The 16587-nt window shown below is 62.0% G+C and carries 13 protein-coding genes; 9 read left to right on the top strand and 4 right to left on the bottom strand.

The window, feature by feature from the left end; all coding sequences use genetic code 11:
* Positions 1-94: 94 nt before the first annotated feature.
* The gene (locus PCS43_RS22355) at positions 95-1543 is read right to left on the bottom strand and encodes a hypothetical protein (protein ID WP_058227514.1); all 1449 of its coding nucleotides are present in this window, start codon (positions 1541-1543) and stop codon (positions 95-97) included.
* Positions 1544-1766: 223 nt separating this feature from the next.
* Here PCS43_RS22355 and PCS43_RS22360 point away from each other — a divergent pair, with 223 nt between their 5' ends.
* From PCS43_RS22360 to PCS43_RS22370, 3 genes are all read left to right on the top strand, one after another.
* Entirely contained in the window at positions 1767-4013 is a 2247-nt protein-coding gene (locus PCS43_RS22360) for an MMPL family transporter (protein WP_047268953.1), read from the top strand.
* A 183-nt stretch (positions 4014-4196) separates the two neighbouring features.
* On the top strand, positions 4197-5636 hold the full coding sequence (locus PCS43_RS22365) for a hypothetical protein (protein ID WP_209908037.1): 1440 nt from the start codon (positions 4197-4199) through the stop codon (positions 5634-5636).
* On the top strand, positions 5633-6997 hold the full coding sequence (locus PCS43_RS22370) for an outer membrane protein assembly factor BamB family protein (protein ID WP_209908039.1): 1365 nt from the start codon (positions 5633-5635) through the stop codon (positions 6995-6997). The genes PCS43_RS22365 and PCS43_RS22370 overlap by 4 nt, the downstream gene beginning before the upstream one ends.
* Here PCS43_RS22370 and dctA read toward each other — a convergent pair.
* Positions 6975-8381, bottom strand: coding sequence for a C4-dicarboxylate transporter DctA (gene dctA, locus PCS43_RS22375; protein WP_064443341.1), 1407 nt, complete (start codon positions 8379-8381; stop codon positions 6975-6977). The two genes, PCS43_RS22370 and dctA, sit on opposite strands and share 23 nt — an antisense overlap.
* A gap of 188 nt (positions 8382-8569) precedes the next feature.
* Here dctA and PCS43_RS22380 point away from each other — a divergent pair, with 188 nt between their 5' ends.
* Positions 8570-8830 carry a GlsB/YeaQ/YmgE family stress response membrane protein gene (locus PCS43_RS22380; protein ID WP_003942027.1) on the top strand — a complete coding sequence of 87 codons (261 nt, stop codon included), beginning with the start codon at positions 8570-8572 and terminating at the stop codon, positions 8828-8830.
* A gap of 155 nt (positions 8831-8985) precedes the next feature.
* Here the strand turns inward: PCS43_RS22380 and PCS43_RS22385 are convergent, their stop codons facing one another.
* Both PCS43_RS22385 and PCS43_RS22390 read right to left on the bottom strand, forming a co-directional pair.
* The gene (locus PCS43_RS22385; protein ID WP_024487832.1) at positions 8986-9732 is read right to left on the bottom strand and encodes a GTP pyrophosphokinase; all 747 of its coding nucleotides are present in this window, start codon (positions 9730-9732) and stop codon (positions 8986-8988) included.
* Between the two features lie 48 nt (positions 9733-9780).
* Positions 9781-10380: an SACE_7040 family transcriptional regulator gene (locus PCS43_RS22390; RefSeq protein ID WP_003941968.1), complete on the bottom strand. Its 600-nt coding sequence runs from the start codon at positions 10378-10380 to the stop codon at positions 9781-9783.
* A gap of 98 nt (positions 10381-10478) precedes the next feature.
* Here PCS43_RS22390 and PCS43_RS22395 point away from each other — a divergent pair, with 98 nt between their 5' ends.
* The 5 genes from PCS43_RS22395 to PCS43_RS22415 are packed head-to-tail and all read left to right on the top strand — an operon-like array spanning position 10479 to position 16585.
* Positions 10479-12068, top strand: a complete 1590-nt coding sequence (locus tag PCS43_RS22395) for a carboxyl transferase domain-containing protein (protein WP_019744226.1) — start codon at positions 10479-10481, stop codon at positions 12066-12068.
* A 5-nt stretch (positions 12069-12073) separates the two neighbouring features.
* A complete protein-coding gene (locus tag PCS43_RS22400) occupies positions 12074-14113 on the top strand; it encodes an acetyl-CoA carboxylase biotin carboxylase subunit (RefSeq protein ID WP_209908041.1) in 2040 nt (679 codons plus the stop codon).
* On the top strand, positions 14113-15276 hold the full coding sequence (locus PCS43_RS22405; protein ID WP_007730190.1) for an acyl-CoA dehydrogenase family protein: 1164 nt from the start codon (positions 14113-14115) through the stop codon (positions 15274-15276). The genes PCS43_RS22400 and PCS43_RS22405 overlap by 1 nt, the downstream gene beginning before the upstream one ends.
* Positions 15273-15761 (top strand): MaoC family dehydratase, encoded by a 489-nt coding sequence (locus PCS43_RS22410; RefSeq protein WP_003942078.1) that lies wholly within the window; start codon positions 15273-15275, stop codon positions 15759-15761. The genes PCS43_RS22405 and PCS43_RS22410 overlap by 4 nt, the downstream gene beginning before the upstream one ends.
* On the top strand, positions 15758-16585 hold the full coding sequence (locus tag PCS43_RS22415; RefSeq protein ID WP_042453310.1) for an HpcH/HpaI aldolase/citrate lyase family protein: 828 nt from the start codon (positions 15758-15760) through the stop codon (positions 16583-16585). The genes PCS43_RS22410 and PCS43_RS22415 overlap by 4 nt, the downstream gene beginning before the upstream one ends.
* Positions 16586-16587: the final 2 nt, after the last annotated feature.

The raw sequence follows: 16587 nt of genomic DNA on the forward strand, positions 1-16587 counted from the left end.
GTCAATAACACCCGGGGGGTTAACATCCCCCACCAGTCCCCCCATGTGCGGGGCGCTTTTATTAACCGCCCGCGGTTAATAAAGGCGCACAGCACTATTTCTTGGCTTTCGACAAAATCTGCATCAACTGAAGTAGCGCCGAGAACTTCGCGAACACCGAGCGCGAGACCACCGGACCGAAAGCCGCGGTGTCGGTTGCGTCGAAGGCGTCGAGCAGATCCCGAAAGCTTTCGATCTGCTTGATCATCGCGTCCAGGTCGACGTGCGTGACGGCGTCGGCTTCGCGCAGAGCGAGCAGGTACTGCGGCGCCGTCACCAAGGCGACCGCCGGGATCTTCCGCTCGAACAGTGGTTCGCCCTCACCGAAATGAATGACCGGTCCTGGCGCCACGATTCGGCGATCGCCCGCTCCAATGTCGCGCCACAGCGGTGCAACGATGTCGTGCACTTCCCGACTCGTCGCGTAGAGCAGTTCCGGTTCCGGAGTGGTCTCCAAGGCATAGCCGCCGGTCGAGTTGTCCTCGGTATCACCCAGTGCGCCGAGGTGCTCGATGGCGATCCCCGCTACGGCGCGCGCCTGACCGGCTTCGCCCTTCCACATCTCGGGGTGCGCTTCGAGCCAGGTGGACGTTGCCTGTCCGTGCTTGGACACCGCTGGAATACGAAGGTGGCCAGTCGTCAGGACAAAAACGTACGACCGTCGATGCGGCTGCGCCACGGCGTGCCGCGCCAACGCCAACATTCCCAGATGGCCGTTCTCCTCGACACCGTTGGTTCCGTCGCTGTGAGTGATGAGCAGAATCGTCTCTTCGGGTGAGGTTCCGGGGGACACCGCCCACACCGTGTCGGTCCGGGTGTCCGGATGCAGAGTCGCATCCAGTACCAGAGTCGCCAGCTGACCGGAGCGAGCTGCAGCGACAACCTTCGCGCCCTCGTCGCCGGCCACCCAGACGGCGGGGATGTCGTGATATGGCTGCGTGAACGGAAGATATTGTCCCAGTGCGTTGTCCGGAGCGATGTCACGCCACACCGCGATCACGCCGAGGACACCGGCCTTGCGGGCCTTGTCGAGCTTCGGGCCCAGAAGTGTTGCGGAGAGAACCGGATTTCGAAGTGTCTCGTCGGTGGCGATCGGGCCCCACTCGCTGACCAGTAGCTTGCGGGGGAGATCGATGTGCGGGACCTCGATCACTGCGATCGCGCCCTTGGCCGCCGACCACTTGGGGCGTCGCGCGCTGACGTAGACCAGGGGAGCGGAGATTCCCTGTGGCCCGGTCAATCCGGAGTAGGGGAATGCGGACGAAACTCTGATCGGTCCCGTCGGCAATTCGATGCGAAGTCCGTCAGGTGTCGCCGGCAGATCCCAGCGTTCGAAAGTGTGTGAATCACGCCGGACGTCGAGGCCCAGTTCGGTCAGTTCGTTCGCGACTTCTTCCACCACCTCGTGGTGTGCAGGAGAGCCCGTCAATCGTGGGCCCAGCGCGTCGAGTCGCTGTTGGCCGGCAAGGAGGAGATCGCGATCGACGGCCTGGCCGTGATTCATGGGATTGCCTTTCGTACTACGTGGCGTCTGCTCTGGCGAGGCGCCTGCCCGTGTCGTGTCCACGGTACCGAGCGGTCTGAAAACGGGACGAAGGCGCGTCGGATATGCCGTTTTCGCAGATATACCGGGTGCCAACAGGCCGATCGGTCCGTACCGTATGTCCCTGGCACCGAAAGACTCCGTGTTCTTCGGACAGACCAGTCCACGGCGAGAGAGGCCTACGTTGGCTACGTATCTTTACAGGTTGGGGAAGTTTGCTTTCCGCCACAAGTATCTTGTGGTGGCCGCGTGGATTATCGTGATCGCGGTGGTGGGGGGCGCAATCAGCGCCACAAATCCGACGTTCTCCAAAGAATTCAATCTTCCGGGCACTGATTCCCAACGTGCGACCGAGTTGATGAACGAGAACTTTGCAGCGGCAGCAGAGCAACAAACTCAGGCGTCGACCAGCATTCTCATCGCGGCAGACGACGGACTTGCCGCACACAGCGATCAGATCGACCAGTTGATCGCGCAGGCGAAGACGTTGCCGGATATCGTCGATCCCGAGAAGATCGTCAATCCGGTGACCCTCGCGGAGGCAAATCCGGCGGTGGCGTCGGCCGTTCTCGGCGACAACGGCAAGGTCGGGCTGATCCAGCTCAATCAGTCGATTCGCATCGAGGATCAGACACAGGCCAACAAGACGGCGTTCCTCGACTTGATGGCAAAATTCCGCACCGGTGGCCTGCAAGTCGAAGGCACCGGTTCGATGATGCAGGTACAGGCCGCAGGTGGTCTGTCGGAGATGCTCGGCTTCGCGGTGGCGTTCATCGTGATGATCGTGGCGTTCGGCGCGCTCATTGCGGCCTTTATTCCGCTGTTCACCGCAATTCTGGGAATTGCGCTGGCCACTTTGACGGTCACACTCGGTTCGGGCTTCTTCGACATCAACGAAGGCGTCACGGGAATCGTCACGATGATCGGCATCGCAGTATCGATCGACTACGCGTTGTTCATCGTTTCGCGTTACCGCAGTGAGCTCAATTTGGGCGGAACGAGGGAAGCCGCTGCCGGGCGCGCAGTGGGTACTGCCGGTTCGTCCGTCGTCTTCGCCGGCCTGACGGTTGTGGTCGCGCTGGCAGCCCTGGCGGTGGTCGGGGTTCCGATGATCACCCAGATGGGAATCTCTGCAGCGGTTGCCGTCATCATCGCCGTCCTCGGCGCAATCACGTTGATCCCGGCTGTCCTGGGTATCTTCGGCAGATTCGCGTTCTCGCCTCGTATCCCCGGGCTTCGCCACGGTGACGAGCCCGAGACGATGGAATCCAACGGACATCGCTGGGCCAAGATAGTCACCAAGTACCCGTGGCCGATCGCGGGTGCTGCGCTGGTGCTTCTGGTGATCGCGGCTATTCCGATGACGAAGCTCGAACTCGGACTCTCGTTCACTCAGGACGAAGAGCGGCCGGCACTTGCCCTGCTGCAACGTGGGTTCGGTGAAGGCGTCAATGGCGAATTGTTCGTCGTGCTCGACGCGCCTGACGGCACCGATATCACCGCGATTGCCGAAGGCACTGTCGCGCACATCAAGGGCCTCGACAACGTCGCAACTCCGGATCAGTTGATGTGGGTCGGAAACGGACCCGACGCGGCAAACCCGATGGCGGGCGCCAACTCTGCGCTCATCGCGGTCACCCCGCAGATGTCACCGAGCGGCCCCGAAACTCACGAGCTGATGAATCAGATCCGGGATTACGGATCGACGGTGAAATCGGAAGGCGCAGAACTCGGTGTAGCGGGGCAAACCGCGATCGTAGCCGACATGTCGTCGAAGCTCAGTTCCGCGCTCATCCCGTATCTCATCGTGGTTGTGGGGCTGGCGTTCATCATCATGATGGTCGTCTTCCGCTCGATCCTGGTGCCGCTGACCGCAACTCTCGGATTCCTGTTTTCCGTCTGTGCGACCTTCGGCGCCACGGTGGCCATCTTCCAGGAGGGCGACTTCGGGCTGATCGAGCACACACAACCCATCATCTCGTTCCTGCCGATCTTCATGATCGGTGTGGTCTTCGGGTTGGCGATGGACTATCAAGTGTTCCTCGTGACGCGAATGCGCGAGGAATACGTGCACGGATTGTCGGCCAAGGACGCCATCATCTCCGGCTACACCCATGGTGCTCGCGTGGTCGCGTCGGCGGCCATCATCATGATCTCCGTGTTCGGCGCATTCATGCTGTCCTCGGAGACGACAAGCAAGATGATGGGCTTCGGCCTCGCGGCTGCAGTCTTCTTCGACGCCTTCATCATCCGCATGATCGTGATCCCTGCGGTCATGTCGATTCTCGGTGATTCGGCATGGAAGTTGCCGGCGTGGCTCGACAAGATCCTGCCGAACGTCGACATCGAGGGTGAAGCGATTCGACGGATTCCGATCGAGCAGGATCCGGATTCCGATCCAGACCCGAATCAGGTGCCTGTGAGGGTGTAAGCACTCAGGCAGTCAGAACGGGGTGCCGGTTGCACAGCAACTGGCACCCCGTTCTTCTGTGTTCATACGGAGCCCGCGCGATAGGAAACCATCCGGTTGGTAACAGAAATTGCTGTGATCGCGACAGGAATTCCAGAGGCGACGCGCATCGGGGGCGAGCCGTGACGGTGACTGCGAGGGTACGTGTCGAAGGAGCAAACCGATTTGAAGCGGGCCGAGAAGTGGACCTTCGCGCTGACGGTCGTCTCCCTGATCGCCGGTGGGACAGTGGTTGCCGGGCTGGTGGATCGGTGGAGCAGTTCGCCGTCCGATGACATCTCGGTAGCTGCGTCATCTTCGATCACCATGACGTCCACACCGGACGAGATTCCGGCGGAAGACGTGCCTGAATTCTCGTACGTCACGCCGAGCGCGGTGTACCCGACAACGATTCCGGGTTGTGAAAGCGTCGAAGCGCCGGAGGAGGATTCGTTCTTCTCCTATATTCTCGACGGATCTGATACGTACGACGATCCACGCTTTCCGTGGTTCTCGAGTGCCAAGGCCGCCGCGATGTCGGAAGCGGTCAAGCAGGCGCTCCCGAAAGATGTCGAGCTGAAGTTCGCCAGCCCGGGTAATTCGCTGCAGTTCGGGCCGATCTCTGCACCTTCGAACACAGATGGGCTGCCCGAGGGTTTCTCGCTCGAGGAGTTGGCGTCCACCACTGCGTCCGGGACGCTGATTCGGGACGGGAAGATCGGCGCGCTCAGCCTGATGCTGCACTCGAGTTCTGATCCGATCCCATCGTGTGTTGCGGGGTCGCTCGTCGAACGTCGGGTGCTGGCTGACCAGTCGGTAGTGGATCTGCAGGATACGTGGAGCGAAACCAATGGTGTACGCACCCTTGGTCGGTCGGCGATGTTGTACGGAGTCGACGGGACCCGTATTCAGGCGTATGTCAACGACACTAACAACGACGGAGGTCGGAACGCCGAGAGTTCCGGCGTGGTGCCACTGACTCTCGACGACCTTGTAACCCTTGTCGAAATGCCACAGCTGCGAATCACTACTCCAGTTCCCCCGGGTACGGCACCCCTTTCGCCCGGGTGCCACGGGATCCCTCGAGACTCTAGCGACGTGGCTGAACTCGATCGCGCGACGATCGAACGTCTCAACGCGGTACTCGAGATCAGATGGCGCGCTGTATCTCCGGGTTTTCCGATTCTTGATACCGGACCGGGCACTATGACGGTGGCGGAGAATGACAAGTCCACTGCATGTCAGAGACTTCTCACCCGGACGGGAGACAGCGAGTCGACGCTCAACATGACAATTACCGGCGGACAACCACTCCCTACGGAGCCCAACAAATACGACCCTTCCTACGACGGGCACCCCTTGGAGGTCGTGACGCGACCGGATGGATCCGTGATCGAGCGAGACGAACGGAACTACGCGACCGTGCCCATGACAAATGACGGCTCGAAAGCAGAATCTACGCAGGAAACGAGCAGGTCGGTGGTCGTCACCCGCCCGAATGGGACCCAAGTCTCGGTTTCGTCGTCGGCTGCGATCCCGAACGATCCGATGACGTTCGCGCAGTTGGAGTTTCTCGCGACGACCGAAGGCCTGGAGATTCGATGACCACCAGATTCTCCCCGAAATCGCGACTTCGGATCGCGGCCGCCGCAGCCGTAGTCACCGTCACTGCCGCCATCGCCACGGTGGTCACGTCGACGAGTTCCGAACCGACAGCGATCTCGTCGCCGCTATGGAGCGTCGAGGCCTCCGAGATTCTCGGGCGCGAGTTCGCGATCTTCCGGAGCCCACTTGTTGGAACCGAATTCAACATGGACATGGGCGGATTCATCGACGCCGGATCACTCGTGGTCACGATGATCGGTATGCCGGATCGTCAGGCGTATTCGTTGGACGACGCAGAATTGGTCGGATTGGACGCCGAAGATGGCACAGTTCGTTGGCGCACGTCGGCGGTCGACATCGGTGGTTGCTCCGAGACTCTGCTCGGCAGTTCGGTGCTGTGTTTCTCCGGGCCGTACGTATCCGGTGGTTCGTACTCGCTGTTCGACATCGAGACGGGAGAGCGGCGAGACATCAAGACACCGTGGTCGCCGATCGTCGCGGTTGTCTCGGGCGACACCGTACTCGCGCTCGAAGGTGATATCGAGAGCAACGACGTTCGCGTGCACAGCGGAACCGTCGACGATCCGGAAGCGAACTGGTCCAAAGCGTTCGACGTCGGTGGATCGTGGGAAGCCGGATACGTCGATCCGGTGATGTCGGTTCACGGCGACCTGGGCGTGATCGCTCTCGACGAGTCCTTGGGATTCGACCTGAAGACCGGCGAACAGCGGTGGGTACACGGTTACTCCACCTGTTCGACCGCGCACACATCGTCCGACGGGGTGACGTTGGTGTCGGATGGCGGTTGCGAAGGCAATGGCCGTCCGACAAGTGAGTACGCGCTCGATCAGTACGGGCGCGAGTTCGCCAGGACGGACGAACTGCCCTCGGAGTCCTCGTACTACGGCGGACGATACAGCAGAGATGATCCGGCGGGAGGATCGACTCCGATCATTCTGGGACACAGCGGTTTCGACCGGACTTCGGGCGAGAAATTGTGGTCCAACAGTGAAGTCTTCGACACCGCACAGTCGTTGGCGGTGATCGGCAACGTGGTTGCCGTGACCCGTTCCGGTTCCGAACCCGAGGTCCAGTTCGTGGACCTCTTCACCGGTGAGGTCCTGTGGCGATCGAACGCCGAGCGCGCCGGGGAGGTTGTCTGGCACGGCGACGTCGTTATCGACGAGGGAAACGTCTACGGAACGGATGTCCGTACGGGCCAACGTAGTTGGGAGGTTCGGGTGGATCAGGACGGGGACGACGAGTTTACCCCCTGGGCGATGCCGCGGGAGCTGTGGGCGGGGGACAAGGTGCTGTTGCGTTCCAGTGAAGACCGCATCACGGCGTTGAAACTGTCTTGAGTGCTTCGGCCTCCGGTGCCGGAACAGTTTTCCCGGTGATCGGATCGACTTCCTCGAGCGGTGGAACGTCTTCTCCGTCGAGCACTCGGCGCATGCGCTCCTTGTCGAGCTGCCCCTCCCAATTGGCGACCACGAAGGTTGCGACACAGTTCCCGAGCAGGTTCACCGACACCCGCATCGAATCCATGATTCGATCGGCGCCCAGTAGGAGAGCGACTGCGGCAACTGGAATTGCGCCGTGACCGATTGCGGCCACGGTGGCCGACAGCGCCAGGAATGACGATCCCGGCACGCCGGCCATTCCCTTCGAGGTGAGCATCAGAACCAGGACGGCAGTGATCTGTTCACCGAGTGTCAGGTCCACGCCGAGTGCCTGAGCCAGAAACAGCATGCAGATCGACAGGTACAGCGTGGCGCCGTCGAGATTGAACGAGTAGCCGGTAGGCACCACCAATCCTGTTGTAGTGCGCGAGCATCCGGCGTTGGTGAGCTTGACCATGATTCGGGGCAGAACTACTTCGGTCGACGCCGTTCCCAAAGCGAGGAAGAGTTCGTCCTTGATGTACTTGACGAACTTCCACAGGTTCACGCCCGCGAAGTACCTGACTATCGCGGCCAGGATGAGGATGAACAGGACGGCGGCGAGATAGCATGCGGCGATCAGCTTTCCGTAACTTCCGAGCGAAGCGATCCCGTACTGACCGACGATGTACGCCATCGCGCCCAAAGCGCCCAACGGCGCCAGTCTCATGATCCAGCCGATGATCGTGAAGAACAGATGGCTCAGACGATCGACGAGTTCGAACACGATCGGTGGTCCACTCTCACCCGCCTTGGCCAATGCGAGCCCGAACAGTACGGCGAAGAAGAGGACTTGGAGGAGTGCGTTCTCGGCGAAGGCCGAAACTATCGACACCGGAATGATATTGAGCAGGAATTCGACGGTGTGGGGAAGTTCGCCACTTCCGGTCTTGGCGGCCACGGCGTCCGCACCGTTCGCCAGCGTCTCCGGATCGATGTCGAATCCCGCACCCGGCTTCATCAGATTTCCGATGAGCAGCCCGAACAACAGGGCGAAGGTGGTCACGACCTCGAAGTAGATGAGTGCTTTGACGCCGATACGCCCCACGGCCTTCAGATCCCCGACGTGGGCGATCCCGATCACAACGGTGCAGAAGATGATCGGCGCGATCAGCATTTTGATCAGCTTGATGAATCCGTCGGCGAGGGGCTTGAGGTTCGCGCCGAATTCCGGCCACAACCAGCCGATGAGAACACCGATGACGATAGCGGCGATCAATTGCACGAACAGTGATCGGTACCAGGGCGGCTTGTTGGCGAGTCGCGCGAGCTCGCTGTTCGGCAGTTTTACGGAAGTTGGCATGGATGGGAACGGTAGGTCCGCTTGATTGCGAAAAAATAACTCGCGAATGTCGTGGATGTAACGCGTCGAGGTTGCATCTCGGACAACAATTCGGTCAACAAGCGACAGTTGTGTGTGACTGTGGTTATTGTTTCCCTGAGCGGTGATCTTCCGTCCGCGTGCATGCACGACGTGTGAGAGGGGCTGTCATGGGGCAAATTATCGGAACCATCATTTTCGGCGCAGTCATCGGAATCCTGGCTCGTCTCGTACTGCCAGGTAAGCAGCAGTACGGCATGATCGTGACCGTCGTGCTGGGTATCGCCGGAGCGCTTATCGGGTACTGGGTCTGGGGAGCGATCTCGGACAAGGGCGACACGGGTGGAATCGACTGGATCCGCTGGATCATCAGCATCGCCGCGGCGGCCGTGCTCTCGATCGGCTATAGCGCCGTCACTGGCAAGAAATAGCAAGCCAACGCAATTCGCGAAGTGCGCCCTCCCGAAGTTCGGGAGGGCGCACTTTTGGTTTGCCCTAGTTGTCCGACCCCAGTTGTGAGCGAACGGCACTTTCGTCGCCTCAGATGCGCCGAAAGGCGCGTTCGCTCTGGGGAGGGGGACCGAATTCAGAGCGCCCGTCGCTGAAGATGCAGCGCCTCGAGGAACTGCGCCGGCAGATCCTGCTCGAGGATTTCGTCATCAGGATGGGGCAGCGCTTTGATCTTCGCGAACTCGTCGTTGAGTCGTTCCATCTTGACGTCGAGGCGGTGTGCCGCGGCTGCAGCCTCGGTGAGTTCGTCGAGGAGTTCGACGGGAACCTCGCGGTTGTACTTGTAATAGATCTTGTGTTCGAGGCTCGCCCAGAAATCCATCGCGATCGTGCGGATCTGAAGTTCGATCGGTACGTGCCTGACGCGGTCACTCATGAAAACCGGGACCTCGACGATCAAGTGCAAGCTCTTGTAGCCGTTGGGTTTCGGATCGGCGATGTAGTCCTCGCGCTCGATCACCCGAAGGTCCGTCTGGCTGGTGAGCATCTCGGCGATCCGGTACGTGTCGGAAATGAAGCTGCAGGTGATACGTACTCCAGCGATGTCGAAGATGTTCTTCGAGATGTCGTCGATCGTCAGCGGGACGTTCAGGCGTTGAGCCTTTCGCAGGATGCTGTCCGGTGACTTGACTCGTGACGTGACGTGTTCGATGGGGCTGTACTGATTGATGTGAGTGAACTCGTCCTTGAGGATGTTCACCTTGGTCATCAGTTCGGAGATTCCGAATTGGTACAACATCATGAAGCGGGAGAACTCGGTCCGCAGTTCGGCGAAATCGGCCCTGCTGACCCCACTGCTGTCTTCCACGTTCGGCACCCTCATCTGTTAGCTGGTGTAACCAGTCTGCCACCGATTGTGCCGTGTCCGGTTTCAGTGGGTGCGCAGTGCGGCGAGCGTCATATCCCGCAGGACTCGACGCGCGCGTGCCGGCGAAGCGGGGTTGGCGCTGTGAGGGGTCGAGTTGATCAGACCGAAGGTGGCATGCGCTTTGATTCGTGCGTCCGCCTGATCGAGTTGGGGATCGAGTTGCTCGAGCACCCCGACCCACACCTCGACGTACTTGCGCTGCGTCTGGCGTACCTGTCGACGCGCGTCGGCCGGCAGGCTTTCGAGGTCGCGGTCCTGGATGCGGATCAGGTCCGGCTCGCCGAGCGCGAAGTCGAGGTGGAACTCCACCAGTGCGTCGAGTGCGGCGCTCGGTGAGTCCGCTGCCTCCGCTGCCGCAGAGCCGCCTTCGTGCAGGCGCGTGCTGATGCCGACGAGAAGTTCCACGAGGACGGCGTCCTTGTTCGGAAAGTGCCGGTACACGGCCGGGCCGCTGATGCCGACGGCCGCGCCGAGGTCTTCGAGTCGCACACTCACGAATCCGCGCTCGGCGATCAACCGGGCGGCGGCGTCCAAGAGTTGACGTCGACGGTCGGCCTTCATCTGATCGCGTCGCGTCGGAGCTGCTACCTGCTCAGAGGTCATTCTCTCGATCTTTCTTCGCTTGTGTTCTGGACAACTCAGTTAATCATAGTTAATCTAGTTTCAGTTATCGAGCATTAACTCATGGCGAAGGCGGCGGGATGACTCCCAGTGGAATCACGCAAGAATCGGGCTACCGGTCCGATCACACCGTTCTGGTGGACGAACTGAAGAAGAAACTCGCGCAAGCAGCGCTGGGTGGCAACGAGCGCTCTCGCGAGCGTCACGTGAGCAGAGGGAAGTTGCTGCCGCGAGATCGCGTCGACTCGCTGCTCGACCAGGGCAGCCCGTTCCTCGAGCTGTCCCCACTGGCGGCCAACGGCCTGTACGACGACGAGTGCCCGGGCGCCGGCGTCATCACCGGTATCGGTCGTGTGTCGGGTCGCGAGTGCGTCATCGTTGCCAACGACGCGACGGTCAAGGGCGGCACCTACTACCCGATGACGGTGAAGAAGCACCTGCGCGCGCAGGAAGTTGCGCTGCAGAACAACCTTCCCTGCATCTACCTCGTCGACTCCGGCGGCGCCTTCCTGCCGCGCCAGGACGAGGTCTTCCCGGACCGTGAGCACTTCGGCCGGATCTTCTACAACCAGGCGACCATGAGCGCCAAGGGGATTCCCCAGATCGCCGCAGTTCTCGGTTCGTGCACCGCGGGCGGCGCCTACGTGCCCGCGATGAGCGACGAAGCAGTAATCGTCCGCAACCAGGGCACCATCTTCCTCGGCGGCCCGCCGCTGGTGAAGGCAGCCACCGGCGAGATCGTGACGGCGGAAGAGCTCGGCGGCGGCGACCTGCACTCCAAGGTTTCCGGCGTCACCGACCACCTGGCCGAGGACGACCGCGACGCACTTCGGATCGTGCGCAACATCATTGCCACGCTCGGCCCCCGCTCCGAGCGCCCGTGGGACGTCATCTCCACGGTTCCGCCCGTCGCCGATCAGAGCGAGCTGTACGACGTCGTTCCGACTGATCCCCGTACTCCATACGACGTGCACGAGGTCATCACCAAGCTCGTTGACGGTGGCGCGTTCCAGGAGTTCAAGGCTGAATACGGCAAGACGCTCGTCACCGGTTTCGCCCACATCGAGGGCCACCCGGTCGGCATCATCGCCAACAACGGCGTGCTCTTCGGCGAATCCGCCATGAAGGGAGCACATTTCATCGAACTGTGCGACAAGCGCAGTGTGCCGCTGCTGTTCCTGCAGAACATCGCAGGCTTCATGGTGGGACGCGACTACGAGGCCGGCGGCATCGCCAAGCACGGCGCCAAGATGGTCACTGCAGTCGCGTGTGCACGGGTCCCCAAGCTGACAGTCGTCATCGGCGGCTCGTACGGCGCCGGCAACTACTCCATGTGTGGACGCGCGTATTCACCTCGCTTCCTGTGGATGTGGCCGAACGCGCGCATCTCGGTCATGGGCGGCGAGCAGGCAGCTTCGGTGCTCTCGACGGTTCGTAGCGAGCAGCTCGACAGCGCGGGTAATCCGTGGTCGGCCGAGGACGAAGAATCCTTCAAGGCGCCGATCCGCGAGCAGTACGAGGCTCAGGGTAATCCGTACTACTCCACTGCGCGGCTGTGGGATGACGGTGTCATCGATCCCGCAGATACCAGAACTGTTCTCGGCCTGGCCCTTTCGGTGTGCGCAAACGCGCCGATCGAGCCGGTCTCCTACGGCGTCTTCCGGATGTGAGCGAAATGACTGAGTTGCGCACTATCGATACTGTTCTCGTGGCCAACCGCGGTGAGATCGCGGTCCGCGTGATCCGCACGCTGCGTGAGTTGGGAATTCGCAGCGTCGCCGTCTACAGCGACGCCGACGCGAATGCTCGCCACGTCCGCGAGGCCGACACTGCCGTCAACATCGGACCGGCCGCGGCGCGTGAAAGCTACCTCGTCATCGACAAGGTCATCGACGCTGCCAAGTCCACCGGTGCTCAGGGTATTCACCCCGGTTACGGCTTCCTGTCGGAGAACTCGGCGTTCTCGGCTGCCTGTGCGGCTGCCGGAATCGCCTTCCTCGGCCCCTCCGAGCACGCCATCGAGGTGATGGGTGACAAGATCACCGCGAAGAATGCGGTTGCCGCGTTCGACGTGCCGGTGGTCCCGGGTATCGCTCGCCCGAATCTGACCGACGAAGAACTGATCGCAGCGGCCGAGGACATCGGCTACCCGGTGTTGGTCAAGCCTTCGGCAGGCGGCGGTGGCAAGGGAATGCGTCTGGTCGAGGATCCGGCCAATCTGGCCGAGGCTCTTCGCAGTGCCCGCCGTGAGGCCGCGTCGTCGTTCGGCGACGACACCCTGTTCCTCGAGCGATTCGTCCTGCGGCCCCGGCACATCGAGGTCCAGGTTCTCGCCGACCAGCACGGCAACGTCGTCCACCTCGGTGAGCGCGAATGCAGCCTGCAGCGGCGTCACCAGAAGGTCATCGAAGAGGCTCCGTCGCCGCTGCTCGATCAGGTGACCCGTGACCGGATCGGCGCGGCAGCCTGCAACACCGCTCGAAGCGTCGATTACACCGGCGCCGGCACCGTGGAGTTCATCGTCTCCGCCGACAAGCCGGACGAGTTCTTCTTCATGGAGATGAACACCCGCCTCCAGGTCGAGCATCCCGTTACCGAAATGGTGACCGGACTGGATCTGGTCGAATGGCAGGTCCGTGTGGCAGCAGGGGAGAAGTTGGCCTTCTCCCAGAGTGACATCACGCTGACCGGGCACGCCATCGAAGCTCGTGTGTACGCGGAGGATCCGGGCCGTGGATTCCTGCCGACCGGCGGCCGCGTCGTCGATCTGGTCGAGCCGTCAGGTTCCGGCGTGCGCGTCGATTCCGGACTGCTCGCGGGCACCGTCGTCGGCAGTGACTACGACCCGATGCTCAGCAAGGTCATCGCCCACGCTCCCGACCGCGCGGGCGCACTGCGCAAGCTCGATCGCGCACTCGGTGACACCGCAGTGCTCGGAGTCGTGACCAACATCGAATTCGCACGGTTCCTCCTCGCTGATCCGGATGTGATCGCGGGCAACCTCGACACCGGTCTGCTCGATCGTCGCGTCGAAGACTTTGTCGCAGCCGACGCCTCGGACGAGGTGCTCATTGCTGCCGCGGCGTATCGCTGGCTCTCGCGGTGGACAACCTCGGAACGCTTTGATCCCTGGGATGTCCCGAGTGGGTGGCGCGTCGGAACTCCCGCTCCGACCAGCATCAGGCTCTCCGCCGGCACCCGAACGGCGCACGTTGCGATCGTCGGCGTTCCCGCGGCTGCAAAGGTCGAGGTCGAAGGTTCACAGCCGCGCGCATTCAGCGCGACCCTGACGGGATCCGAACTGGCGGTGGTGATCGACGGACGTCGACGCACGTTTGTCGTCGCCGAGACCGATGGTGGTCTGTGGCTGGCAGGCGGCGGAACCTGGCACGTGCGCGAGGTAGCCGAAGTCAGCGTTCGCGGTGAGGACAAGCATGCCGGTGACGCCGAAATCGCCAGCCCCATGCCCGGTGCCGTCATCGCAGTCAACATCGAGAACGGCGCGGCAGTGAGCGCGGGACAACCACTCGTCGTGGTCGAGGCCATGAAGATGGAGCACTCCTTGACGTCCCCGATCGACGGGATCGTGGAAGTGCTTGTCCGTCAGGGTGATCAGGTGATGGTGGATCAGGTTCTGGCCCGCGTGGTACCTGTCACGGACGAAGAGACTGCAGAAGTAAAGACCGAGAACACGACGCAGAAGGAAGACGCCTGATGTCCGATTACCTTGCCACCGGAGCTCTTCCGGACGAATACCAGCAGCTCGCCAAGACGGTTGCGGATTTCGCGAAGACCGTAGTGGCACCGGTTGCTGCCGAGCACGACGCCAACCACACCTTCCCGTACGAGGTAGTGGCCGGGATGGCCGACATGGGACTGTTCGGCCTGCCGTTTCCCGAGGAGTACGGCGGAATGGGCGGCGACTACTTCGCACTCTGCCTGGCGCTCGAAGAGCTGGGCAAGGTCGACCAGAGCGTCGCGATCACTCTCGAAGCTGGTGTGTCCCTTGGTGCCATGCCGATCTACCGTTTCGGTAACGAGGCACAGAAGCAGGAGTGGCTTCCGCAGCTCACCAGCGGCAAGTCGTTGGCTGCCTTCGGCCTGACCGAACCCGGTGCGGGTAGCGACGCCGGCGGCACCAAGACCACCGCGAAGTTCGACAGCGGTGAGTGGATCATCAACGGCAACAAGCAGTTCATCACCAACTCGGGCACCGACATCACCAAGCTCGTGACGGTCACCGCGGTCACGGGTGTCAAGGACGGCGGCAAGAAGGAGATCTCGACGATCCTCGTGCCGACCACGACGCCCGGCTTCACGGCCGAACCGGCGTACAACAAAGTCGGTTGGAACGCATCCGACACCCATCCGCTCACGTTCGCCGATGTTCGTGTCCCCGAAGAGAATCTGCTCGGTGAGCGCGGCCGCGGCTACGCGAACTTCCTGCGCATCCTCGACGAAGGCCGCATCGCCATCTCCGCATTGAGCGTCGGTGCCGCCCAGGGCTGCGTCGACGAGTCGATCAAGTACGCCAAGGAGCGCGAGGCGTTCGGTCGCCCCATCGGACACAACCAGGCCATCGCGTTCAAGATCGCGCGTATGGAGGCTCGTGCCCACGTCGCACGTACCGCGTACTACGACGCGGCCGCACTCATGTTGTCGGGCAAGCCGTTCAAGAAGCAGGCGTCCATCGCCAAGCTGATTTCCTCCGAAGCTGCCATGGACAACGCCCGTGACGCCACGCAGATCCACGGCGGATACGGCTTCATGAACGAGTACGCCGTCGCGCGCCACTACCGTGACAGCAAGATCCTCGAAATCGGTGAGGGAACGACCGAGGTGCAGTTGATGCTCATCGCTCGTGAGGCAGGGCTGTGACGAACCCCAAGAAGATCACTCAGCGCGGGCTCTGGTTCGAGGAGTTCGAGGTCGGCGCGATCTACGAGCATCGCCCAGGCCGGACGGTGACCGAGGCTGACAACGTCCTGTTCACGACTTTGACCATGAACACGCAGGCGTTGCATCTCGATGCCGCGTACAGCGAGGACACTCAATTCGGTGTGCGGCTGGTCAATTCGATGTTTACCCTGTCGACCATCGTCGGCCTGTCCGTCGCGCAGTTGACGCAGGGCACCATCGTGGCGAACCTCGGTTTCTCCGAGATCAGCTTCCCGAAGCCGCTCTTTCACGGCGACACCTTGTATGCCGAGACGCTCATCGCGGACAAGCGCGAGTCGAAGAGCCGTCCAGGTGAAGGCATCGTGACGCTCGTGCACACCGGGCGTAACCAGCACGGTGACGTCGTCGCACTGGCCACGCGCAAGACACTGGTGCAACTGCGTCCGGCAGAGGTGTCCTCGTGATGTGGACGCCGCCGGGGCCGGCGTGGTTGTTCTGCCCGGCGGATCGTCCCGAGCGCTATGCGAAGGCCGCGGCTGTTGCCGACGTCGTGATCCTCGATCTCGAAGACGGTGTGGCTCCGGCCGACAAGGAAGCCGCACGTGCAGCCCTGATCGACACGCCTCTCGATCCGGAGCGGACGGTCGTGCGCGTCAATCCGGTCGGTACACCTGATCACGAACTCGATCTGATCGCGCTGGACGGCACACACTATTCGCGTCTCATGCTGTCCAAGTGCGAATCGGCCGAGGACGTCCTCTCGCTCGCACCGGCGGACGTGGTTGCGCTCGTCGAGTCCCCGCGAGGAGCCCTCGCCGTGGCCGACATCGCGCTTGCTGCGAACGCCATCGGTGTCATGTGGGGAGCCGAGGATCTTGTGGCCGGTCTCGGCGGTAATTCGAGCAGGCACCCGAACGGTTCGTACCGCGACGTTGCCAAGCATGTCCGATCGACGTCTCTCCTGGCCGCGAAGAGCTACGGCCGGTTGGCTGTCGATTCCGTGTACCTCGACATCAAGGACCTCGTCGGCCTCGGCGTCGAGTCCGCTGATGCCGTCGCAGTCGGCTTCGACGTGAAGGTTGCGATCCATCCGAGTCAGGTCGAGGTCATCCGCGGGGCCTTCGCACCTTCGGAAAAAGAGATCGACTGGGCCACACGAGTGCTTGCCGCGGTGTCTACTGAACGTGGTGTGTTCGCGTTCGAGGGCAAGATGGTCGACGCTCCCGTTCTCCGTCACGCCGAGAAGCTTCTTCACCGAGCCGGAATCTTTCAGCAGAAGGAGAACTAACG

It is taken from the genome of Rhodococcus sp. C-2 (assembly GCF_027854095.1).
GTDB classification, from domain to species: Bacteria; Actinomycetota; Actinomycetes; order Mycobacteriales; family Mycobacteriaceae; genus Rhodococcus_F; species Rhodococcus_F qingshengii.